Source organism: Desulfurella multipotens (assembly GCF_900101285.1).
GTDB lineage: Bacteria > Campylobacterota_A > Desulfurellia > Desulfurellales > Desulfurellaceae > Desulfurella > Desulfurella acetivorans.
Genome location: NZ_FMYU01000007.1, coordinates 102,175 through 123,011 on the forward strand (window position 1 = coordinate 102,175; position 20,837 = coordinate 123,011).

Here is a 20,837-nt window from a genome sequence, read left to right on the forward strand (position 1 = left end):
TTATCCTCCTATTCTGGTAATACAAACCAAAACGGTTTTAGTTTTGCTTTATAAATAAATGCATAGTGCAATAAAAGCTTGATCCAATGACCAGCAAGCCCAATTTCGCCAAATGTGTAATACAAATCCCGGCCATACTCCGGGTATTTTTCAAAATCAGGCACAATAGGATATACTGTTATAGAAGCAGCAGTGCCAGAAAAAAGACTGGCTCCTGTAGAAGCTACACATGCTGCGCCAATTTCTGCCAATTATAGCAGAAGGCATTCCGGTGCGAGGTGGTGCCGGAAAGATTGGTGTTTTATTTGGACTATACATTGGTTTTGAGATTGCATGAGGTGGTGCAAAAGCAATACCTGCTGCAAATATATTTTTGTATGTAGGGTTTTGATAGGTTTTTGGCCAATCAGCAGCTTTCCATTCTTCGTAAGGCTTTTGCGTATAGTCTGCATCAACTTTCATAAAGCCATTTGATGTAAATAGATTCCCAGTAATATCTTCACCAGTTTTATTGTATGCTTTAAGGCCAACGCCTGCAAAAGGTGGTATAAGCATTGCAAAATCAAATTCAATTTCATGAGTGCTACCATAGAGTGTTTCGTAATACGCTTTATTTGATTCAACTTTATATATATGAGCCCTTCTTATCCATGATACATTTCTTTCTGCAAATAAAGATTCAGTAAATGTTTTGGTATGTGTTATATAGCCTCCTTTTTTTATGTGTGCACCAGCCATCCCAAAGTCTCCAAGCTCGTATTCGTTTGTTATGAAAACTATCTTTGCTTTGTCTTTTACCTTTTCTTTTTTAAGTACGAAATCTAAATTAAATACATATTCAAAAGCTGCACCATGGCAGGTAGCTTGACCGTGTCCTGTGCCTACAAGAAATACAGCATTTTTGCCTTTTTTCATGTTTTCAATTGTTTTTTTAAGTTCTTGAGCTGCTTGTTTTGAATGGGATGCGCTGCAAACAGACAGAGAATTTTTATCAGGACCCAGGCCGGGTGTTGCTTCGAAATTAAGTTTTGGACCTGTTGCATTTATTAAGTAATCATATTCTACATTTTCCTTTTTTCCAGGAAAATCTCTGCCAGTATACTCAATCAATACAAATGGTTTTGAGGTTGTTTGAGTACCTTCTGGATAAATTGCAATTGCTTTTGCTTGTTTAAATATTACGCCTATTTTTTTTATAAACTTTCTCAAGTTCAAACGTTACATCTTCTGGTTCCATTGCTCCTATTCCAACCCAGATATTAGAAGGTATCCAGTTCCACTTGCTGTTTGGTGCAATTACAATCACTTCATGTTCTTTTGGTAAGAGTTTTCTTAAATAAGATGCTGCAGTATGACCAGAAATGCCAGCTCCCAAGACAACAATTTTTGACATAGTTTTACCCCCTCTTTTTTTTGATACCAAAAAATTAAACCAACTATTTGAAAATGTATGTTAAGTTATTTGTATAGTAAAGAATTTTAAGTGTCAATATGTGAATAAATAATAATTATTATACGTGTTAAATAGAAATCTATTTAAGTTGTGCAGCGACATAATGTGCTGTTAATAGTTTTTTGATTGCGCCTTTTATATATTTTTAATCAAAAGTTTTGATGGTTATGTTTGCTTTATTGGAAAAACGTAAAAAACGATTTACACCAAAATTTTTAAAATTTTCTTGACTTTTGAAAAAATTTTTTTATAATGAAAACTCGTGCTTAAGAATTCTCTTTTGCAAGCACTTCTTTTTCCCTCTTGTTTTCCCGCCATAAAGTCCGCATTTAGATTTCGCCCGCAAGGGCGTTTCCTGCCCGCCTTTTTGTTTTTATAGAAAGATTTTGCAGATTAAGTTGTTTGTTTCTTCGCTAAAAGGATAGCGCAGATCCTTAAGATATTCTTTAAAATCTTGCATTTCATCTGGTGGTATCTCAAAGCCCACAAGGACTTTGCCGTAATCGGTACCAATATGCTTGTAGTGAAACAAAGATATATTCCAGTTGCTTTTCATTTTTGATAAGAATTCGTACAAAGCTCCTTTTCTTTCTGGGAAAGAAAAATGGTACAACACTTCGTTTTGAGCCAGATTAGTTTTACCACCGATCATGTAGCGAATGTGACTTTTTGCTATTTCATTGTCTGTTATGTCAAAGATATTGTAACCCAATCTTTTGGCTTTTTCCAAAAACCTATCTTTTTCTTGTTTGTAATTTATATTAAGACCTGTTAAAACATAGGCTTTTTGTCTATTTGTAAGCCTGTAGTCAAACTCAGATACATTTATATTATCAATTAAATCCATGCAAAATTTTTTAAAAGACCCAGGTTTTTCTTCTAATTCTACCACATAGAGTGCTTCCTGCTTTTCTCCAATTAAAGCTCTATCAGCTACAAAGCTTAATCTATCAAAATTCATATTTGCACCAGAGTTAATGGCAAGGAATGTTTTTTTAGAGATGGAGTGTTCGTCTATATAGCGCTTTATTCCAGCTACAGCCAAAGCACCTGCAGGTTCTACTATATTTCTTGTATCATAGTAGATGTCTTTTATGCTTGAACATATCTCATCTGTATCAACAAGTACAATATCATCAACATACTTTAATACTAAATCAAGCGTTAAGTCACCAACACTTTTTACGGCAACACCATCTGCAAAAATACCTACCTCATCTATATCAACTTTCTTTTTGGCATGAAACGATAAATACATCGCATTTGAGTCTTTTGGTTGAACTCCGATTACTTTTATTTGGGGGTTTATGTTTTTGATAAATGATGCAATGCCAGCAATTAATCCGCCACCACCTATGGGCACAAAAATGTAATCAACTTCAGAGCTTGTTTGCATCAAAATTTCATTTGCAATTGTAGCGTTACCTGCTATTACAAGCTCATCATCAAATGGGGGAATGTAGGTCATTTTAGTTTCTTGCACCAGCACTTTGCAGGCATTATAAGCATCTGTATAGCTATCACCTTCCAAGACTATGCTTGCACCATACCTTGCTACTGCATCAATTTTAATTTGTGGTGTGGTTTTTGGCATAACTATAGTTGCTTTAAGAGATAGTTTTTTTGCCGATAACGCTACGCCCTGGGCATGATTGCCAGCAGAAGCACATATTACACCTTTTTCTTTTTCTTGTTCTGAAAGATTTTTTATTTTGTTATATGCACCTCTTATCTTAAATGAAAATACGCTTTGTAAATCTTCCCTTTTTAGTAAAATTTTATTGTTTAGATTTTTTGAAAGATTAACAGCATAATTAATGGGTGTTTGTTTGGCAAGATCATATATTGAAGATCTAATAACAAGCCTTACAATGTTGTCCATGTTATGCAAACTCCTCCTTTAAATATGAGACTCTTTTTGAGTCATCTTTTTTAATGGGCTCAAGTGACCATTTGCCTTCACCTAGTAGTGAAAGTTTTATTTTATGGTAATTAAGCAGACTTGACCTGTGACCTACGCTTAAGCATGCGCTTTGCGGAAGCTCGCTAAACAGCCTCATATAAAGGAGTCTTTCGGATTTCTCATCTAAAGCACTTGTAGCTTCATCCATAAAAATCCATTCAGGTTTTTGCAAAAATATACGCCCAAAAGCAATATATTGTTGCTCGCCTAGTGATAAAACTTGAGACCATACATTATTATCTAATAAATGTTTTGTCAAGTATTTTAAGTTTAGACTTACAAGTAGCTCCTTTAAAATATCGTTATCTATCGATGGATCACCATTTGGATAAATAAGAACATCTCTTAGTGTTCCTATTGGCAAATATGGCTTTTGTGGCAAAAACAATGTTTTTTCTTTTGGGGGAAGTTCAATTTCTCCAGAACCAAAAGGCCAAAGACCTGCAATTGTGCGAATAAGTGTGCTTTTTCCTATGCCTGATGGACCGACAATAAGAAGACTTTGCGTTGGTTTTAGCTCAAAGCTTAAGTCTTTAATTAAGTATGTTTGATTATTTGGAAGCATAATAGATAAATTTTTTACACTCAAAAAGTCTGATTGTTTGTATTTAATATTATTATTTGAACTTTGCAGTGCTTTTATTGATTCAATATTGTGTTCGAATGTGCGTAGCCTGTCTGCTACTGCATGCCATGCAGCAAGCGAAGTGTAGCTATTTACAATGTAGGATAGTGATGTTTGTACCTGTCCAAATGCCTGAGCTATTTGCATTAAGCCACCTAGTTGAATCTTTTTTGCAAAAAACCTTGGCGCTGCAACAAGTATAGGGAAAATGATAGCAATCTGGTTGTAACCTGAAGTAAACCACGTGAGTTTTTTTTGCCTTACCATTATTTTCCAATAGTTTTCAAATATATCTGCAAAATTTCTCATTAAATGCTTGTGTTCTTTTTCTTCGCCACTATATAAAGCAACACTTTCGCTATTTTCTCTTATACGGACCAGATTGAACCTGAAATCTGCTTCGAATCTCTGTTGATTAAAGTTTAAAGGAATTAACGGCCTGCCAATTATAGCTGTAATCCATGTGCCAACAATAGCATACAACAAAGCAGCCCATACCATATATCCAGGAATTGTAATTAAATAACCAAATACAGAAAAATGCAATGGTCCAGATACAATCCACAATATACTTATAAAAGAAAATAAAGTTACAATTGAACTTAAAAGTCCTAAAGATAGGCTCAGTGATTGCGATATAAACATATTTAAATCTTCACTGATACGTTGATCTGGGTTATCTGTTTGGTGATTAAATACCTGGAGGTGGTAATATATTTTTTTATCCATCCATTTATCTAAAAAATTATCTGTAAGCCACCTGCGCCATTTTATCTGAAGCATTTGATTTAGGTAAAGTGAATAAACAGCAGAAATTATGTAAAAAAAAGCCAGGGCAGTAAATTGTCCAAGCGCTATCCAAAAAGCTTTTTCATCCAGTGCCTGCAAAGCATTATAGAATTCCTTATACCACAAATTAAATAATACATTGATAAAAACAATAGCTAAATTTAAAAAAATAATGGCAGCAAGCAGTATATAAGCTGTTTTTTTTTCGCTTGACACCCAATAGGGCTTTATTAGATGCCATGCATCTTTAAAAACTTCTTTATTAAATTGTTTCATTTAGTAATTACCAATAATTTTCATTGATTACTTTTTATTTGATTGTACAGTTTATCTGCCAGTTCTTTTGCTTGCAATAGTTCATTGTTCGTTAATTTGTATTTAACTATATTTAAATGGTGTAAAGCTAGTTTGTAAATTTCTTCATCAGGAGTGGAAAACTTTTTTGCTACATCAATCCATGCGTATGCATATACATAATTTTTTTCTATATTACCTTCGTAGTATAAAAGCCCAAGTCTGTATTGGGCATAATTTGATCCTAGATAAGAGGCTTTTTCCCAATACTCAAAGCTTTTTTTATAATTGAGTTCTACGCCTTGGCCCATACTGTATAAAAATCCAAGACCATATAGTGCGTCCCTATTGTTTTCTTTCGCACTTTTTTCCCACCAGTACAATGTTTTTGATAAATCTTTTTTAACACCAAGTCCATGTTTGTATAGATAGCCTAAAGCGTACTCGCCAAAGCTATTATTTTGTTTAGCTGACTGCATAAATAATTCGTAAGCTTTTTTGTAATCTTTTTTTACACCAATACCATCTAGATACATTGATCCTAGTATATACTGTGCTTGCGAGTTTCCTTCCTGACTCAAAATAGAAAAAATGTTATAAGCTTCTTTGTAGTTTTTATTATTGTATGCATTAAGACCTTCTTGTAAGCTGGGGTTTGCGCAAGCTACAGTATTTGTAAAAAATACACCTAAAATAATAAAAAAAACAATTAGTAAAGTTTTTTTAAGCATACAATCCCCTCCTTTAACTAACATCTTTTTATACTCATTTTTAAATTATTTGCAATATTATTCATATTGGTAGTTTCAAAAGATTACAAAATTTTCAGTTAATATCAATGTATAATAAAAATTTATGAATTAACTTACAAAAATTTACTATTCTCACATAAACTAAATGAATAATAAAAAAATACTTGACTTTTTATTTATATTTTGTATTATACAAGTTAAGAGTAAATATTTATAGTAGGAGGTGTAGCGTGATAGCCTATCCGAAAGCATTTAAAAAAACGGCTAGAGAAAAGCCGCAGGAGGTGCAACAACCAAAGGATATTGAGGATGTGCAGGTTTGGTTGAAATTAACTAATGAAGTTTGGGATTTGTCCATGTCAAATTACTATTTTGATACATGGATGTGGCAATTTAAAAAAATGCCAGGCGTCCTAACACGTATTACAAAGCTAATTGAGCAAATGAACTCAAATAAGACAGCAGATGTTGCTGAAAACGAACTGAGAAAAAATCTTGATTATCTAAAAAATGCCCATGAAATGATAGAATATGCACAAGAAAAAGTTGAAAATGCCCTAAGGTTAATTTGGGCAAGGCGAAAGGAGCTTAAATAGTGGGCGGGGATTTTACAACGCTTCCAGGCTATATTATTGGTGGTGGTGATTTAATAACATTTGAAGAGATTAGAAAAAAAGTTGAAAGCCTGGGTAAAATTGTAGATATCGAAAATCAAGGTTTCAGACTAATTCCTTATTCAAAAGAAAACGAAAAACTTGATTTCGATGAAATGTATCCCGTTATTTACTTTAACAAAGATTATACTATAGATATCTACATAAGCTTTATGAAATTTGAAAAAGTCATAGAATTTATGCAAATTTTAAGTGATACTTTGGGTGTACCAATTGAACATGCAGATAATAATGGTACAATTAAGAAAACTGAGGAAGATATCGAGATGTTAGAAGAATTCTATAAAAATTTAGGAGGAGGACTTTATGGCAGAAGCAAGTAAAATAATGTCCATCAAAGAAGTGGTAAGCAAGTTTGTTAAGCCACACAGGGCTTGGGTTGTGGGTGGATTTGGTTATACAAGGACCAATGCATCAATTCCAAGAGAAGTAATCAGACAAAATATACCCAATCTATATTTACAAACAAACGCAGGTGCTACACCTGTTATGATGTTGGCAGGCGCTGGGCAACTTGATTGGATTGAAATGACATATATTGGACTTGAAACTATACAACCGGTTTCTTACGAGATTAGAAAAGGCTTAGAAGAGGGAGATATTAGTGCATATATGCTATTTTCTAACTATTCCTGGGCACTCAGGACACATGCTGGACGCTTTGGAATGCAGTTTGCAACAGGTATGGCAGATATAGGTACTGATTTAATTGAATACGATGTTTTTGGTAAAGCAGGTCTTAGAGGCAAAAACGAAAAAGGTATGTGGATCCACCCGGATATCCCACCAGCCAGACAGGTAATTATAGATGACCCGTTTGATGGTTGGGGACTTAGACCTCACCAATATGACCCAGAAAATAAGTGGTCACCAGGCGATGTACCAGATACCACATGGAATAAAACTGCAGCAGAAGAAGATGGTATATATTATGAAAAATTAAGAAAACAGGCTACAAAATATACAGGAAAACCAGGCGTAAAAGCTGTTTTGTATCCACCTTCAATACCTTATCTTGCAACTACACATGTTCAAAGGTGCGGTAATAAAGGTACAGCACGAATTGAAGGTTTGCTTGTGCCGGATGTTGAGCAATCACTGAGTGCAAAATACTTAGTAATTGCTACCGAAAAGATAGTACCAGAAGAAGAATTGAGATTTAGACCATCTGAAAACCAGATTCCAATGATACATGTTGATGCAATTGTAGAAACACCATGGGGTGGCTACCCAACAAATGTGACTTACCTGTATGACTATGATTGGATGTGGTGGAAATTCTATATTCAAGCAAACCGTGTAGCTGATACACCAGATGGTAGGAAAGCTTTGGCTGATTACTGGCATGAAATAGTGGGTAAAGATGAGTGGGATTTCTTGCAAAACAAAGTTGGAACAGATAAATTTGAGTTTGGCAAAATCAAAGCCAAATACGAATGCCCAAGTGGTGCAACAGGTTTTGCAAGGTTATATGAACTTGTAGCTGATACAAAATATGGCTACAAACCCGATCAATATAGGCCAATATAATTAAGGAGGTAAAAATTATGAGTAAAAAAGCTATTATACCGGTACATATACCAACTGTAGATGAAATTGAAGCAAGTGTTAAAAGTTTTCACAGCGGTATATCTGACTCAGATTATGAGGCATATTGCAAAGAAAACGATATTCCACCAGATGAGTTTACAACAATGGAGTTACTTGCTATTGCAAGCTCGACAATGATACCAAAAGGAGCATCAATGTTTATTGGTACTGGTTTGCCTGTGCTTACAATGACACTTGCACAGCACACAATAAACCCAGATGCCATTATAGTTATGGAAGCAGGTATGCTTGATCCACGCTTTGAACACATTCCTATATCTGTAGCAGATATTAGGGGTGCTTATATGGCTTCTACCGCTTTGTCAATGATGGATGCATTTGGCACATACGAACAACGCGGATATGTTACAGGTGGTGGCTTAGGTGGCGCAGAGTACGATGAGTATGGCAATATTAACGCAACGGGTCTTTGGGAGCCACCCAGGAATCAATGGACATCTTTGGTTTCTGGCACAGGTAAGGGTCCAAATGTGATATTTACAGGTTCTGGTGGCTCAAACCCAATTGGTACACAGTCTGATTTTATCTTGAGTGTTATGGTTCAAGAAAAAAGACGATTTCCCTATAAAGTACAATTTTTAACTACTATGGCTGCAGCAAGAGGACCAGAAGGTGAGTCAAGGTGGGATTATGGTGTACCAAGAGGCGGTAAAGGTTTGATGGTTTCTGATCTTTGCGTTATGGAAAACTTCCCAGAAGAAGGCATCTATGATATGAGACTAAGAAGCGTTCACCCTGGAGCAAGCTTAAAAGATGTTATAGACAACGTTATGTGGGAATTAAAAGATAAAAGTGGTAAAGTACTTAAACCCACAGATGAGGTTCCAACAACACCTACACCTTCGCATGAACAATTGAAAGTGCTAAGAATGATAGTTGATCCAACAAGAATTTACCTTAAAAGAAAAACTGTTCGTGAAGTTGCATACGAAAAAGAGCACGGAAAGCCATGGAGAGTTAAAGTTAAAGATTAAATTTAGTTACAGGGGGTTGAAAGGCCCCCTTTTTTAAAAAAGGAGCAGATATATGAAATGTAAGTATTGTGGTAGAGAGATGATAAAAACAAAGACACCATTTAAAAGACCAGTGAAAGGCGAAATGCTTGTTGTACCAGACGTAGAGGTTTACAGCTGTCCTGGGTGCGGGGCTGTGTATTTTCCAGAAGAAACTATACGACATGCAGGCAGAAAAATTGGTGAAAAACTCCTTCAGGTAGCAAAAGAACGCGGTCGTATAAAAGATGAAAAAGAATATTTAAGGAAACTTCAAGAACAAAAGCAAATAGATATAGAAGAAGCCATAAGAAGAGGTGATATTAAAAAGAAAGAAGATGCACCACTAAAAATCTTTACATAACAGGTTATGGATATTGGAGAACAAATAAAATATGAGCGCAAAAGAAGAAACATAACTCTTAAAGTACTAGCAGAATTAGTAAAATGCTCTCCTAATTACCTATCATTAATAGAAAAAAATAAAGTAAATCCCTCTTCTAAAGTTTTAAGAAAGATTTTTGATATTTTGGAAATGCAACGTGAAGAATACTTAAATGATAATGATGAGCAAATATTTGTTAAAAAAGAAAAGCGTACACGTATAGTATACCCTAATAACAAAGTAATAAGAGAATTGTTAGTAAAAGACCCTTCAAATAAATTGATGGAACCTGCCTATAAAATTATACCTGTAAACAGTGACTCAAACGGATGGCACAGACACAAAGGTGAAGAGTTTGGATATATTTTAAATGGAAAACTAGAATTGAGAGTTGCAGATGAAGTATGCGTTTTAGAAAAAGGTGATAGTTTTTATTTTTCTTCTTCTTTGATGCATTACTATAAAAACGTAGGCGATTGTGATGTTGAAACAATATGGATTGTTGCACCACCATCAAGTTTTAAATACTTGTTTTTAAAAAAACACTAAATCACATTATTAACTTTAACAATCTGTCAAATCCAAGAGCAATGCCACTTGCTTTTGGCATACCAAAAGCCATATAATCTACAAATTCCGGATCTGTTTGTTTATTGAAATATTTTTCAAGCCTTAAAAAATCATTTTCTTCATCATAGCAATTAGCTATTTCTATGCCATTAATGTAAAACTCATATCTTTTTGCATATTTGCCTTCTTTTTTTGCAAGAAATGTAAAGTCGGGGAAATTGTACACAATATTTATGCAATTATTGCCAAGGTGTTTTTCTATGTGTGTTGCAAATAAGTAATCAAGTACCTGAGATTTAGTTAAATTTGCTTCTAAATTATATTTTGATATTATTTTTTTCTTATCAAAAAAGTGCAAAATATCTAAACCTAAATATTTTAAAAACAACTCTTCGTAAGAAAAAAATTCAAAACGATCAAGGTTAATATGCTTTGAATCTAATTCTAAAATATCTTTAGAATCGTTTAAAAACTTGCATAACTTTTTGAAATCTTCAAAAATATCTTCAGGTTTTGCATAAGCTCTATACCATTCAAGCATTAAAAATTCTTTACTGTGGAATTTGTCTTCAAAATCATCCCTGTAGGCAAAATTCAATTCAAATACTTTTTCAAAACCAAGACATAATAGTTTTTTATGTTCAATTTCAAATGAAGGCACCAGGTATCCATACCTTGTTTTGATTTTTTTAATATGTCTTTCGTTTAAATATAATTTTTTTAATTTGGGTGTTAATGCTTCTAAAAAGCCCTGTTGTTTGAAAAACTGTTTTGTTTTATCTATTAGAAGATACTTTTTGTTTGTTTTCTCTAAAGCATTTTTAAAATCGATTGATTTATATGATTTTACAAGTAAATTATCGTTTTCATCGATTATATCATTTAAACTGTGTTTACTTTTGAAAGGAAAAGTTATTAGATTATTATTAGACAAAACAAGTGTAGTTTGTTTTGAAATTTTTACAATACGACCTGCTTTCATGGCTTTTTATTATATACAAAAAGTTGTTTTTTTAAAAATCGAAAATATAATAAGTACCATGAAGTGTTTTAGTGTATGTCCACATGATTGTCCGGATGCCTGTGCTTTAGAAGTAGAGATCAAAGACAATATGGTAGTAAAAATTTCTGGAAACAAAGACCATGTTTTTACACAAGGTTCAATATGACAAAGAATTTATTGAAAGCAATACAGTTGGTTTTGATAAATTTAAAGAATTGGCAAAAGACTACACTCCAAACACAGTGAGCAAACAAACAGTTTTAAGCAAAGAACAATTAAACAAACTTGCAATTGAATATGCTACAATAAAGCCAAGCTTTATTAGAATAGGAAATGGTTTGCAACACCATTTAAATGGCGGTTTTAATACATGGGCAATTAGTTTGCTTCCAGCTATAATTGGCTCATGGAAATACAAAGAAGGTGGGGCTTTAAAATCAAATTCTGGGTATTTTCCAATTAACAAAACATTGCTTGAAAGGCCAGATTTACTTAATAAAAAACCCAGATCGATAAATATGGTAGAATTAGGAAAGGCTTTAACAGACAATAAAAACCCTATAAAGTCTATTTATGTCTACAATTCAAATCCTTTAGTTGTAGCACCAAATCATAACCTTGTGAAGAAAGGTTTTGAAAGGGAAGATTTATTTGTTGTGGTACATGAAAGACTATGGAGCGATACTGCAAAATATGCAGATATTGTTTTACCTTCAACTACATCATTTGAGCATGAAGATCTCTATATTAGCTATTGGCACAATGTGATTGCTTTTGCAAATCGAGTAATTGAACCATTAGGTCAATCTAAGCCAAATATTGAAGTATTCAGTATGCTTGCTCAGGCTTTTGGTTTTAGCCAAGATTGTTTTAAAGATAATGCTTATGATCTTGCAGACCAGGCTTTGGATAGCGAATATTTTAAAAGGCATAATATATCATTAAATAGGCTTTTAAAAGAAAAATTTATTGAATTAGAATATATTGATTTTCCCTACACAGATTCTGCATACACCAAAACCGAAAAAATTCAATTTGAAAACCCAGAGGCAATCAATTTGGCAGGTACTGGTTTGCCAGAGTGCACTGCCTTGACTCTAAATTACCCTTTCATTTTAATCAGTCCGCCAAATAAGCATTTTTTAAATTCTACTTTTGCGCATATCAATAAATTAAAAGAAAAAGAATACGCACCATATGTAAAAATAAATCCAAAGGATGCTATAAAGTACGATCTAAAAGATAATTGTAATGTGGAAATTTTTAACGAACAGGGTAGTTGTATTTTAAAAGCCATGATAAGCGATGATGTAAAAGAAGGAGTCTTGGTTGCGCGAGGGCTTTATTGGGTAGATGATTATATTAACAAACAGCCAATAAACACACTAACAAGTGATAAATTGTCTGATATTGGAGGCGGGGCAGTGTTTTTTTCAAGTGGTGTAAACATTAAAAAGGTTTGAAAGTGTTTTTTAGTTGCAAAATTGGTAAAAATTGTATACTCTAATTAGATAAACTTACCTGGAGGGTAAATATATGAAAAAATGGTTTTTGGTACTTTTTGGTTTATTATTTATATCATCATGTTCTACAGTAGAAATAACAAAAACAAACCCAAACTTACCAAATGTACAAATAACTTCGGCAAAAGGCGGTATACAGTCTGTTACATTAACATGGATTCCGATTACTAACCAGAATGTAAAAGGTTATGTAATTTATAGATCAGGTTCTCCTACGGGAAAATTCGAGTTTTTAACACAAATTAACAACAATTTGCAATCAAGCTATACTGATACAGGTGGTATTTTGTCCACTTTGGAAAACAATGCTACGTATTATTATAGGATAGCAGCATTTAATGATCAAGGTGTAGGTCCATTTACACAGGTATCAGCCACTACTTTGCCAAGACCAAACCCTCCAGAAGGCCTAAAGGTAATTAGTGGACTTCCACATAGCTTGATTTTGCAGTGGCAACCTTCAAGCGATAAATCTGTATCTGGTTATATGATTTATAGAGCACAATCCAGTCTTGGTCCCTTTAAGGCTATAAAAAGATTAGAAGGTAGAGAAAATACAACATACACAGATATAGGTCTTCAAGATGGAGTTACTTATTATTATGAAGTATCAAGTATTAACTACAAAGGTGTAGAAAGCCCGCCAAGCGCTTATGTTTCTGGAACAACTCAAAATAAACCAATACCACCACTTTCACTAAAAGCAGTACCGACAGGTGCAGGCACAATAACTGTTTACTGGTTTCCAAGCCCTACAAAGGATGTAGCCTATTATGAGGTTTATTATGGCAATAGCCCTTCTTCTATGGCTTATGCAGGTAAAGTAAAATCATCTGTGCTTGAATATACCATTAAAAACCTAGAACCAGGGAAAATATACTTATTTATGGTAAAAGCAATTGATGCAAGTGATATTGAAAGCCCGGATTCAGAAATTGTTCAAGGCAAAACATTTCCTATACCAGAAGCTCCAAAAGGCATAAAAGCTGAGCAATTACCAAATGGAGCAGTAAAAATTGAGTGGGCAAGTTCAGGAAACGATATAGCCTACTACGAACTTTTTAGAAGGTATTATTTATTTATAACAAATGAAATCGCAAAAGTTCAAGGCACATCATACATTGATGACAAGGTAAAGCCAGATACCACATATTATTATTGGGTAAAAGCAGTTGATAAATGGGGCCAGGTAAGTCCGGATAGTCAAACCGTATCTATAAAAACTAGAAGTCAGTGAATGTTTGTAAAACTTAAAAGTGCATTTGTTTTTGGTATAAATGCATACGGTGTTGAAGTAGAGGTTGATAGTTCAAAAGGCCTTCCTGCATTTGTCATTGTGGGATTGGCGGATAATGCAATAAAAGAAAGCAAAGAACGCGTAAGAAGCGCACTTTTAAACAGTTCGATACCGTTTAAAGCAACAAGGCTTACAGTAAATTTATCGCCGGCAGATGTTAAAAAAGAAGGCTCACAGTTTGACTTACCTATAGCAATTGCTATTGCAATTGTAAATGGCGTTGAAATCTCAAAAAACTTAGAAGAATTTTTATTTGCAGCAGAATTGTCTCTTGATGGAAAATTACGACCTGTAAGCGGTATTTTACCAATTTCTATACATGCAAAAAAACACAATTTAAATCTTGTTGTAGCAAAAGAAAATGCATATGAAGCTTCACTTGCAAAAGCTAGCATTTACGCGTTTGACAATCTATCGCAAGTGCTAGGTTTTTTAAATGGTTATGTGGATGCTAAATTGTATGAAGCAAATATTGTTTTTGAAAAAGTTGATTATGAAGTGGATTTTTCAGAAATAAAAGGCCAACACAGAGCAATCAGAGCCGCGCTCATTGCAGCAAGTGGTTTTCACAATATAATGCTTATAGGTCCACCAGGCACAGGCAAAAGCATGCTTGCACAAAGAATACCTACCATAATGCCGCCTATGAGCGAAGAAGAAATTATAGAAACAACAAAAATATACAGTGTTGCAGGTTTGTCAAAAGGTAGCGTTATAACAAAAAGGCCATTTAGAGCTCCACACCATACAGCAAGCGATATTAGCCTAATAGGCGGTGGAGCTGATGCAAAACCTGGCGAGATTAGTTTAGCCCATAATGGTGTGTTGTTTTTGGATGAACTCCCAGAATTTAAGCGCAATGTCATAGAGGTATTAAGGCAACCTTTAGAAAACGGCTATATCAATGTATCCAGAGCAAAATTTACGGTTAACTATCCAGCAAACTTTATGCTAATAGGTGCTGCAAACCCTTGTCCGTGTGGTTATTATGGTTCAAAAGTAAAAAAATGCATATGTAGTTTTGATCAAATAAGACGATATAGAAGTAAAATTTCAGGTCCTTTTTTAGATAGAATTGATTTATATGTAGAAATGCCAGAAATTGATTATGATATAATACAAGCTGAGTCTACCTATACGAGCTATGATTTAATGCAAAAGGTTATAGAAGCAAGAGAATTTCAAAAAAATCGTTTTTTTGAAGAAAAAATAAAAACTAATTCTCAATTAACACCTCGTTTAATTAAAAAATATTGTAAATTAGATTTTCAAGCAGAACAAACTTTAAAACAAGCCATGAAAGTTTTACATTTTTCAGCAAGAAGCTACACTAAAGTACTAAAAGTAGCTCGTACAATAGCAGACCTTGCAAAAAGTGATATAATTTTAGACTCTCATATTAAAGAAGCTATAAGCTATAGATATGTTGAAAACTAGCAGGAGGTGTCTTTTATGCAAACTTACAAAACCTTTATAGGCGGCAAATGGGTTGAAACAGGAAAATTATTGGATGTAACAGAAAAATATACGGGTGAAGTTTTTGCAAAAGTTCCATTGTGCGATACATCAAGTGTTGATTTGGCTGTAAATTCTGCGCAAGAAGCATTTGATGAGTTTAAAAAGATGCCTGCCTACAAGCGCAGCGAGATACTGCAAAAAGCTGCTGATTTAATCCTGAAGCGCAAAGATGAGATAGCTACTGTAATTTGCAAAGAAGCAGGTAAAGCATGGAAGTATTCAATAGGTGAAGTAATAAGAGGTTATGAGACATTCAAGTTTGCAAGCTGTGAAGCTATGCGCATTCACGGTGAAACTGTGCCTTTGGATGCAAGTGTATCTGGTACAAACAGGGTAGGCTACTATATAAGGGTACCAATGGGCGTTATTGCTGCTATTACACCTTTTAACTTTCCACTAAACCTTGTTGCCCACAAAGTGGCACCAGCCATAGCATCAGGCAACACAATTGTGCTAAAGCCAGCGTCAACCACACCTGTTACTGCATTGATATTGGCTGAAATACTGCAAGAAGCCGGTTTGCCAGAAGGTGTATTTAATGTGGTAATTGGTTCTGGCTCAAGTGTAGGTGATTATTTGGTATCTCACCCAACTGTAAAGAAAGTAACATTTACAGGCTCACCTGCGGTAGGTGATTCCATTATAAGAAAAGCTGGGATAAAAAGGGTAACTTTGGAGCTTGGAAACAATTCAGCAACAATCATAGAGAAAGATGCAGATATAGACAAAGCCATACCCAGATGCATAGCAAGCGCTTTTTCAAACTCAGGTCAGGTTTGCATATCACTGCAACGCATATATGTACACCATGAAATAGCAGATGAGTTTAGCGAAAAATTCAAGCAGGCAACAGAAAGCCTCAAAGTAGGAAACCCTCTAGATCAAGATGTAGAACTTGGTCCGATGATCGATGAAAAAGAAGCGCTTAGAGCAAAGTCCTGGATAGACGAAGCAATCTCTCAAGGGGCAACACTTGTATGCGGTGGCAAAACAGAAGGTAAGATACTATACCCAACAGTGCTTAGAAACACCACAAAAGATATGAAGGTAATGTGCATGGAAGTATTTGCACCTATTGTGTCTATTGTAGAGTACGATAACTTTGAAGAAGCAATAAAGCATGTAAATGATTCAGACTATGGTCTTCAAGCAGGCATATACACAAATGATATAAGAAAAATCAACTATGCTATAGACAACCTTGATGTAGGTGGTGTAATGATAAATGATACTTCAATATTTAGAGTAGACAATATGCCCTATGGCGGCAATAAGCTCTCTGGTATTGGCAGGGAAGGTGTGAGATTTGCAATTGAAGAAATGACAAATATAAAGATGGTTATGATAAATTTGGGTTAATTAATTTCTTTACAAAACAAAACTTTTTGATAAAATTAGTGTAATATGGCAGAAGAAGAAGAAAAAAAAGATCAAAAAAAGAAAAAAAGTCTAATATTACCTATTTTAATTATAGTGGTTGTATTAATTGTAGGTGGTGCTTTAGCGTTTTTCTTTTTAAAGAAAGGCTCTTCTAATAGTCCAAAAAATACTCAGACTCAAAGCAGTAGCTCTGAGTCTGTTTTAAATGATAAAAATGTGCATATTAAAAACATACCCTCAATGATTATCAATTTAGCAGACCAGTCTGGTGATAGATATTTAAAAATTTCGCTTGCTTTGGTAATGAATGGAAAAGAAAAAACAAAAAGTAGTGAATCATCGGGTGATACTTTAGAGGATGCAGCTATTAAAAATGCTATAATTACGGTAATTTCAACGAAAACATCAGATACGCTACTAACTTTATCTGGCAAAGAAGAGCTTAAAAAACAGCTAATAAAGGCTATAAACAATGCTTTAGGCGAAGATGCAGTAAAAGACATTTATTTTACTGATTTTATTATACAATGAAAGAAGAAGAGTTAGTACCCTTTTATAATGTACCGGTTAATACATACTATGAGTTGGGACGAGCTAAGGTAAAATTGAGGGATATTTTGAAGTGGAGTGAAGGTAGTGTTTTAAAACTAGACAGACTCTCGGGTGAATATATTGATGTATTTATTGAAAATCAAATTTTTGCAAGAGGTGAAGTAATAATTGTTGATGAAAAATTTAGCATAAGACTCTCTCAAATATTAACACCTGATGAAATTATGGAATACAATATTGAGTGAGATTTTAAGTGCGTACATTTTTTATATTCGTTTTTTTTATATTAATTCCTAGCCTGGCTTATGCAGGCTCTATAGATTATCTTGGTTACTCGCTAAAAGCTCTTGGAAGCGTTATAATAGTTATAGCGTTGCTTTTTGCAAGCGTTTGGGCGTTAAAAAAACTTCAAATTAATACTAAAAGAGGTGGTCGCATCAAGATTTTGGATAGGACTTACATTGATAACAAACATAGCCTTGTTATTATTGAAGTTGATGAAAAACAATTTTTGCTTGGTGTTGGAAACGAAATAAATTTAATATCTCAATTGGTTAAAAATGAAGAAAATACTTAGTTTGGCAATATTTTTTATTTTAGTTTGTTTGTGTTTGAATGCTTTTGGGGCACAAAGCACAGCAACACCTTCTTTGAGTATTACTTTAAATGGTGCTACAACACCCCAAAATATTTCAAATGCGGTAAAATTGCTTATTTTGCTTACAGCTTTAGCCATTGCTCCATCATTTTTGATTATGCTTACATCATTTACACGTATAATAATCGTGCTTTCTATTTTAAGACAAGCAATAGGCTTACAGCAAGAACCTCCAAACCAAATTTTACTTGGGATTGCGCTTTTTTTGACTATTTTTATAATGTCTCCTACAATTAGCGCTGTTTACAATAATGCATATAAGCCTTTTAATGAAGGAAAACTAAGTTTAGAGCAAGCCTATGATGCAGCTCAAACACCTATAAAAGCATTTATGCTAAAGCAAACACGCCAAAAAGACATTGCTCTTTTTTTAAGAATTGCTAAACAACCCAATCCTCAAAATGAACAACAACTTGGCTTAAACATACTTGTGCCCGCATTTATTATAAGCGAACTAAAAACAGCTTTTGAAATAGGTTTTTTACTGTATATACCGTTTGTAATTATAGATATTGTAGTTTCAAGTGTACTTATGAGTATGGGTATGATGATGTTACCACCTGTTATGATATCTTTACCATTTAAATTACTGTTATTTGTTTTAGCTGATGGGTGGAACTTGGTTGTTTTGTCACTTGTTAAAAGTTTTCATTAGGAGGATATAATGGATGTTGCAACTGTAGTTAGCATTGGTAGAAGTGCTATGCAGGTAGCTTTAATGCTTTCTTTGCCAATACTGATTGTTAGTTTGGTAGCAGGGCTTCTTGTGAGTATTTTTCAAGCAATTACTCAAATTCAAGAAATGACACTTACATTTATACCAAAGATTATAGCCGTTGCTTTGACTTTGTTATTTTTAGCTCCATGGATGGCAAAGCTTTTAACAAATTACACGATTGAGCTATACCAAAATATTCCAAATTATATTAGATGAATAATCTTGCTTTACTTAATGTACCTTTTGCCGATTTAGAGATTTTCTTTTTGATATTTGTAAGAGTCGCTTCTATTTTGCTATTGGCTCCAATTTTTAGTTATAAATCAATTCCTGCAATGGTTAAAATACTGTTTAGTTTGACTATGACATTTGTACTTTATCCAATAGTTAAAGATTATGTAAATGTAAATATTACAAATACAGTTGAGCTTATTGTGCTTATTGTAAGAGAAATTTTACTTGGTGCCAGTTTTGCCTTTTGTATACAATTTGTATGGGCTGGTATTGAGATTGCTGCTGGTTTGGTTTCTTTTATGATGGGCTTTAGTATTGCAAACGTGCTAAGCCCCCAAACAAATACGCAAATTTCTATTATTACAGAATTTGAAAGCTTATTTGCCATACTGGTTTTTTTGGCAATTGATGGTCATTATTTTGTTATACGCTCTTTGGTTGAAAGTTTTCAGCTAATACCAATTGGCACATTTGTTGTGAACAAAAGCCTAATTGAATTTATTGTGCAATTAATACTTGTTATGTTTTCTGTTGCTGTACAGATACTTGCGCCTGTGGTATTTGCTTTGATTATAACAAATATAGTTTTTGGAGTGATTTCTCGCACAATGCCCCAAATGAATGTACTGATTGCTTCTTTTCCCATAACAATAACTATTGGTTTATTTTTACTTGGCGTAACATTAAATTTTGCAGCAAATGTTATGATTAAATATTACTATCAACTACCTTCATACTATAACTATATATTAAGGTTAAAATAATGCCAGGTGAAAAAACTGAAAAAGCCACACCAAAACGTCGCGAAGAAGCGCGAAAAAAAGGTCAGGTTGCAAAATCAATTGAACTTAATACAGCTGTATTGCTTCTTGTGGCTTTAATCTTTTTTTATTTTAATGCTAAAAGTTTTAAAGATACAGCTATATACTCTTTTAATTATTTTTTAAGTTTGCCATATCATGTTAATTTAAACAATTTAGGTAGCTTGTATCTAGACGTTATTAAAATTTTTTTTATGTATTTAGGTGTTTTTTTTGTATTGCTAATTGTTGTAGCAATTCTTGTTAATGTTGCCCAAATAGGCATATTATTTAGTTTTGAAAGACTTAATTTTGATCTGGAAAAAATAAATCCTATAAATGGTATTAAAAACCTTTTTTCGCTTAGGGCTTTGGGTGAGCTTGCAAAGTCGATACTAAAGATTATTGTCATATTTTCTATAATGTATTTTTTTATCAAGGCAAAATACAAAACCTGGCTTGATTTAACTGATCAGCCTATAAATGTTTTTACAGTTGTACTTGCCAAAAACATGTTTTCTATAACGCTTTATCTTTTATTATTTATGGTTTTTTTGGCTATTATAGATTATGCTTATCAAAAATTTATTTTTGAGCGTTCATTGATGATGAGCAAAGAAGAGGTAAAAGAAGAATTTAAACAAATGGAAGGTGATCCAAAAATAAAAGCAAAAATAAGAAAAATGCAAATGGAGCTGGCAAGAAGACGTATGATGGAAAATGTAAAAACAGCGGATGTGGTTATAACTAACCCAACGCACATTGCAGTAGCTCTAAAGTATGATCAATCAAAAATGAATGCGCCAAAAGTTATTGCAAAAGGCTTAAATGAAGTTGCCCAAAGGATAAAGGAAATTGCACTAAAAAATGATGTGGTAATTGTAGAAAATCCTCCTTTGGCTCAAAGTCTATACAAACAAACCCAAATTGATAAAGAAATCCCAATTGAATTATACGAAGCTGTGGCAAAAATTCTATCGTATGTTTATAATTTAAAAAATAAAAAAACTAATAAACTTTTGTAAAAATCATCCGATAAGAAAAAG

General features: G+C 33.5%; 22 protein-coding genes and 1 pseudogene. 18 read left to right on the forward strand and 5 right to left on the reverse strand.

Going from position 1 to position 20,837, the window contains the following annotated elements:
- Positions 1-8: 8 nt before the first annotated feature.
- The 4 genes and pseudogenes from BLQ93_RS05810 to BLQ93_RS05825 form a co-directional block, all read right to left on the reverse strand.
- Positions 9-1,393: pseudogene (locus BLQ93_RS05810) on the reverse strand (NAD(P)/FAD-dependent oxidoreductase).
- A gap of 433 nt (positions 1,394-1,826) precedes the next feature.
- On the reverse strand, positions 1,827-3,335 hold the full coding sequence (gene ilvA, locus BLQ93_RS05815) for a threonine ammonia-lyase, biosynthetic (RefSeq protein WP_092128858.1): 1,509 nt from the start codon (positions 3,333-3,335) through the stop codon (positions 1,827-1,829).
- Between the two features lies 1 nt (position 3,336).
- On the reverse strand, positions 3,337-5,106 hold the full coding sequence (locus BLQ93_RS05820) for an ABC transporter ATP-binding protein/permease (RefSeq protein WP_092128860.1): 1,770 nt from the start codon (positions 5,104-5,106) through the stop codon (positions 3,337-3,339).
- 20 nt (positions 5,107-5,126) lie between these two features.
- Positions 5,127-5,855 carry a tetratricopeptide repeat protein gene (locus BLQ93_RS05825; protein WP_159427505.1) on the reverse strand — a complete coding sequence of 243 codons (729 nt, stop codon included), beginning with the start codon at positions 5,853-5,855 and terminating at the stop codon, positions 5,127-5,129.
- Positions 5,856-6,106: 251 nt separating this feature from the next.
- Here BLQ93_RS05825 and BLQ93_RS05830 point away from each other — a divergent pair, with 251 nt between their 5' ends.
- From BLQ93_RS05830 to BLQ93_RS05855, 6 genes are read left to right on the forward strand one after another with little or no spacing between them, the layout of a single operon-like run.
- The gene (locus tag BLQ93_RS05830) at positions 6,107-6,472 is read left to right on the forward strand and encodes a hypothetical protein (protein WP_025392793.1); all 366 of its coding nucleotides are present in this window, start codon (positions 6,107-6,109) and stop codon (positions 6,470-6,472) included.
- Positions 6,472-6,873, forward strand: coding sequence for a hypothetical protein (locus tag BLQ93_RS05835; RefSeq protein WP_092128864.1), 402 nt, complete (start codon positions 6,472-6,474; stop codon positions 6,871-6,873). Before BLQ93_RS05830 ends, BLQ93_RS05835 begins: the two co-directional genes overlap by 1 nt.
- Complete coding sequence (locus tag BLQ93_RS05840; RefSeq protein ID WP_092128866.1) at positions 6,857-8,080, forward strand: CoA-transferase; 1,224 nt, start codon at positions 6,857-6,859, stop codon at positions 8,078-8,080. The genes BLQ93_RS05835 and BLQ93_RS05840 overlap by 17 nt, the downstream gene beginning before the upstream one ends.
- A gap of 17 nt (positions 8,081-8,097) precedes the next feature.
- Positions 8,098-9,135 (forward strand): CoA-transferase subunit beta, encoded by a 1,038-nt coding sequence (locus tag BLQ93_RS05845; protein ID WP_092128868.1) that lies wholly within the window; start codon positions 8,098-8,100, stop codon positions 9,133-9,135.
- A gap of 52 nt (positions 9,136-9,187) precedes the next feature.
- Positions 9,188-9,517, forward strand: coding sequence for a YgiT-type zinc finger protein (locus tag BLQ93_RS05850; protein WP_092128870.1), 330 nt, complete (start codon positions 9,188-9,190; stop codon positions 9,515-9,517).
- Positions 9,518-9,523: 6 nt separating this feature from the next.
- Complete coding sequence (locus BLQ93_RS05855) at positions 9,524-10,087, forward strand: helix-turn-helix domain-containing protein (protein ID WP_092128872.1); 564 nt, start codon at positions 9,524-9,526, stop codon at positions 10,085-10,087.
- Between the two features lies 1 nt (position 10,088).
- Here the strand turns inward: BLQ93_RS05855 and BLQ93_RS05860 are convergent, their stop codons facing one another.
- Complete coding sequence (locus tag BLQ93_RS05860; protein ID WP_092128874.1) at positions 10,089-11,090, reverse strand: amino acid--tRNA ligase-related protein; 1,002 nt, start codon at positions 11,088-11,090, stop codon at positions 10,089-10,091.
- On the opposite strand from BLQ93_RS05860, the gene BLQ93_RS05865 reads away from it, so the two are divergent.
- From BLQ93_RS05865 to flhB, 12 genes are all read left to right on the forward strand, one after another.
- Positions 11,089-11,277, forward strand: coding sequence for a hypothetical protein (locus BLQ93_RS05865; RefSeq protein WP_092128876.1), 189 nt, complete (start codon positions 11,089-11,091; stop codon positions 11,275-11,277). The genes BLQ93_RS05860 and BLQ93_RS05865 overlap by 2 nt on opposite strands.
- Entirely contained in the window at positions 11,252-12,574 is a 1,323-nt protein-coding gene (locus BLQ93_RS05870; protein ID WP_092128878.1) for a molybdopterin-containing oxidoreductase family protein, read from the forward strand. The genes BLQ93_RS05865 and BLQ93_RS05870 overlap by 26 nt, the downstream gene beginning before the upstream one ends.
- A gap of 73 nt (positions 12,575-12,647) precedes the next feature.
- Positions 12,648-13,871 carry a fibronectin type III domain-containing protein gene (locus BLQ93_RS05875; protein WP_092128880.1) on the forward strand — a complete coding sequence of 408 codons (1,224 nt, stop codon included), beginning with the start codon at positions 12,648-12,650 and terminating at the stop codon, positions 13,869-13,871.
- Positions 13,872-15,368 (forward strand): YifB family Mg chelatase-like AAA ATPase, encoded by a 1,497-nt coding sequence (locus tag BLQ93_RS05880; protein WP_092128882.1) that lies wholly within the window; start codon positions 13,872-13,874, stop codon positions 15,366-15,368. It abuts the gene before it with no gap.
- 15 nt (positions 15,369-15,383) lie between these two features.
- Entirely contained in the window at positions 15,384-16,808 is a 1,425-nt protein-coding gene (locus tag BLQ93_RS05885; RefSeq protein WP_092128884.1) for an aldehyde dehydrogenase family protein, read from the forward strand.
- A gap of 45 nt (positions 16,809-16,853) precedes the next feature.
- Entirely contained in the window at positions 16,854-17,360 is a 507-nt protein-coding gene (locus BLQ93_RS05890; protein WP_092128886.1) for a flagellar basal body-associated FliL family protein, read from the forward strand.
- The gene (locus BLQ93_RS05895; RefSeq protein WP_025392783.1) at positions 17,357-17,626 is read left to right on the forward strand and encodes a FliM/FliN family flagellar motor switch protein; all 270 of its coding nucleotides are present in this window, start codon (positions 17,357-17,359) and stop codon (positions 17,624-17,626) included. Before BLQ93_RS05890 ends, BLQ93_RS05895 begins: the two co-directional genes overlap by 4 nt.
- Before the next feature lie 8 nt (positions 17,627-17,634).
- Positions 17,635-17,958 (forward strand): flagellar biosynthetic protein FliO, encoded by a 324-nt coding sequence (gene fliO, locus BLQ93_RS05900; RefSeq protein ID WP_025392782.1) that lies wholly within the window; start codon positions 17,635-17,637, stop codon positions 17,956-17,958.
- Positions 17,942-18,694, forward strand: coding sequence for a flagellar type III secretion system pore protein FliP (fliP, locus tag BLQ93_RS05905; RefSeq protein ID WP_025392781.1), 753 nt, complete (start codon positions 17,942-17,944; stop codon positions 18,692-18,694). The genes fliO and fliP overlap by 17 nt, the downstream gene beginning before the upstream one ends.
- Positions 18,695-18,703: 9 nt before the next feature.
- Positions 18,704-18,973 (forward strand): flagellar biosynthesis protein FliQ, encoded by a 270-nt coding sequence (gene fliQ / locus BLQ93_RS05910; protein WP_025392780.1) that lies wholly within the window; start codon positions 18,704-18,706, stop codon positions 18,971-18,973.
- The gene (gene fliR, locus BLQ93_RS05915) at positions 18,970-19,755 is read left to right on the forward strand and encodes a flagellar biosynthetic protein FliR (protein ID WP_092128888.1); all 786 of its coding nucleotides are present in this window, start codon (positions 18,970-18,972) and stop codon (positions 19,753-19,755) included. The genes fliQ and fliR overlap by 4 nt, the downstream gene beginning before the upstream one ends.
- Positions 19,755-20,816: a flagellar biosynthesis protein FlhB gene (flhB, locus tag BLQ93_RS05920; protein ID WP_025392778.1), complete on the forward strand. Its 1,062-nt coding sequence runs from the start codon at positions 19,755-19,757 to the stop codon at positions 20,814-20,816. The genes fliR and flhB overlap by 1 nt, the downstream gene beginning before the upstream one ends.
- Positions 20,817-20,837: the final 21 nt, after the last annotated feature.

Bases quoted from the DNA above. Each gene is read 5' to 3' on its own strand.
- BLQ93_RS05880 (WP_092128882.1), top strand. From the start codon at position 13,872: ATGTTTGTAAAACTTAAAAGTGCATTTGTTTTTGGTATAAATGCATAC.
- BLQ93_RS05890 (WP_092128886.1), top strand. From the start codon at position 16,854: ATGGCAGAAGAAGAAGAAAAAAAAGATCAAAAAAAGAAAAAAAGTCTA.
- BLQ93_RS05855 (WP_092128872.1), top strand. From the start codon at position 9,524: ATGGATATTGGAGAACAAATAAAATATGAGCGCAAAAGAAGAAACATA.
- ilvA (WP_092128858.1), bottom strand. From the start codon at position 3,335: ATGGACAACATTGTAAGGCTTGTTATTAGATCTTCAATATATGATCTT.
- fliQ (WP_025392780.1), top strand. From the start codon at position 18,704: ATGGATGTTGCAACTGTAGTTAGCATTGGTAGAAGTGCTATGCAGGTA.
- BLQ93_RS05885 (WP_092128884.1), top strand. From the start codon at position 15,384: ATGCAAACTTACAAAACCTTTATAGGCGGCAAATGGGTTGAAACAGGA.
- BLQ93_RS05840 (WP_092128866.1), top strand. From the start codon at position 6,857: ATGGCAGAAGCAAGTAAAATAATGTCCATCAAAGAAGTGGTAAGCAAG.
- BLQ93_RS05845 (WP_092128868.1), top strand. From the start codon at position 8,098: ATGAGTAAAAAAGCTATTATACCGGTACATATACCAACTGTAGATGAA.
- BLQ93_RS05850 (WP_092128870.1), top strand. From the start codon at position 9,188: ATGAAATGTAAGTATTGTGGTAGAGAGATGATAAAAACAAAGACACCA.
- fliR (WP_092128888.1), top strand. From the start codon at position 18,970: ATGAATAATCTTGCTTTACTTAATGTACCTTTTGCCGATTTAGAGATT.
- BLQ93_RS05875 (WP_092128880.1), top strand. From the start codon at position 12,648: ATGAAAAAATGGTTTTTGGTACTTTTTGGTTTATTATTTATATCATCA.
- BLQ93_RS05865 (WP_092128876.1), top strand. From the start codon at position 11,089: ATGGCTTTTTATTATATACAAAAAGTTGTTTTTTTAAAAATCGAAAAT.
- BLQ93_RS05870 (WP_092128878.1), top strand. From the start codon at position 11,252: ATGTTTTTACACAAGGTTCAATATGACAAAGAATTTATTGAAAGCAAT.
- fliP (WP_025392781.1), top strand. From the start codon at position 17,942: ATGAAGAAAATACTTAGTTTGGCAATATTTTTTATTTTAGTTTGTTTG.
- BLQ93_RS05860 (WP_092128874.1), bottom strand. From the start codon at position 11,090: ATGAAAGCAGGTCGTATTGTAAAAATTTCAAAACAAACTACACTTGTT.
- BLQ93_RS05895 (WP_025392783.1), top strand. From the start codon at position 17,357: ATGAAAGAAGAAGAGTTAGTACCCTTTTATAATGTACCGGTTAATACA.
- flhB (WP_025392778.1), top strand. From the start codon at position 19,755: ATGCCAGGTGAAAAAACTGAAAAAGCCACACCAAAACGTCGCGAAGAA.
- BLQ93_RS05820 (WP_092128860.1), bottom strand. From the start codon at position 5,106: ATGAAACAATTTAATAAAGAAGTTTTTAAAGATGCATGGCATCTAATA.
- BLQ93_RS05825 (WP_159427505.1), bottom strand. From the start codon at position 5,855: ATGCTTAAAAAAACTTTACTAATTGTTTTTTTTATTATTTTAGGTGTA.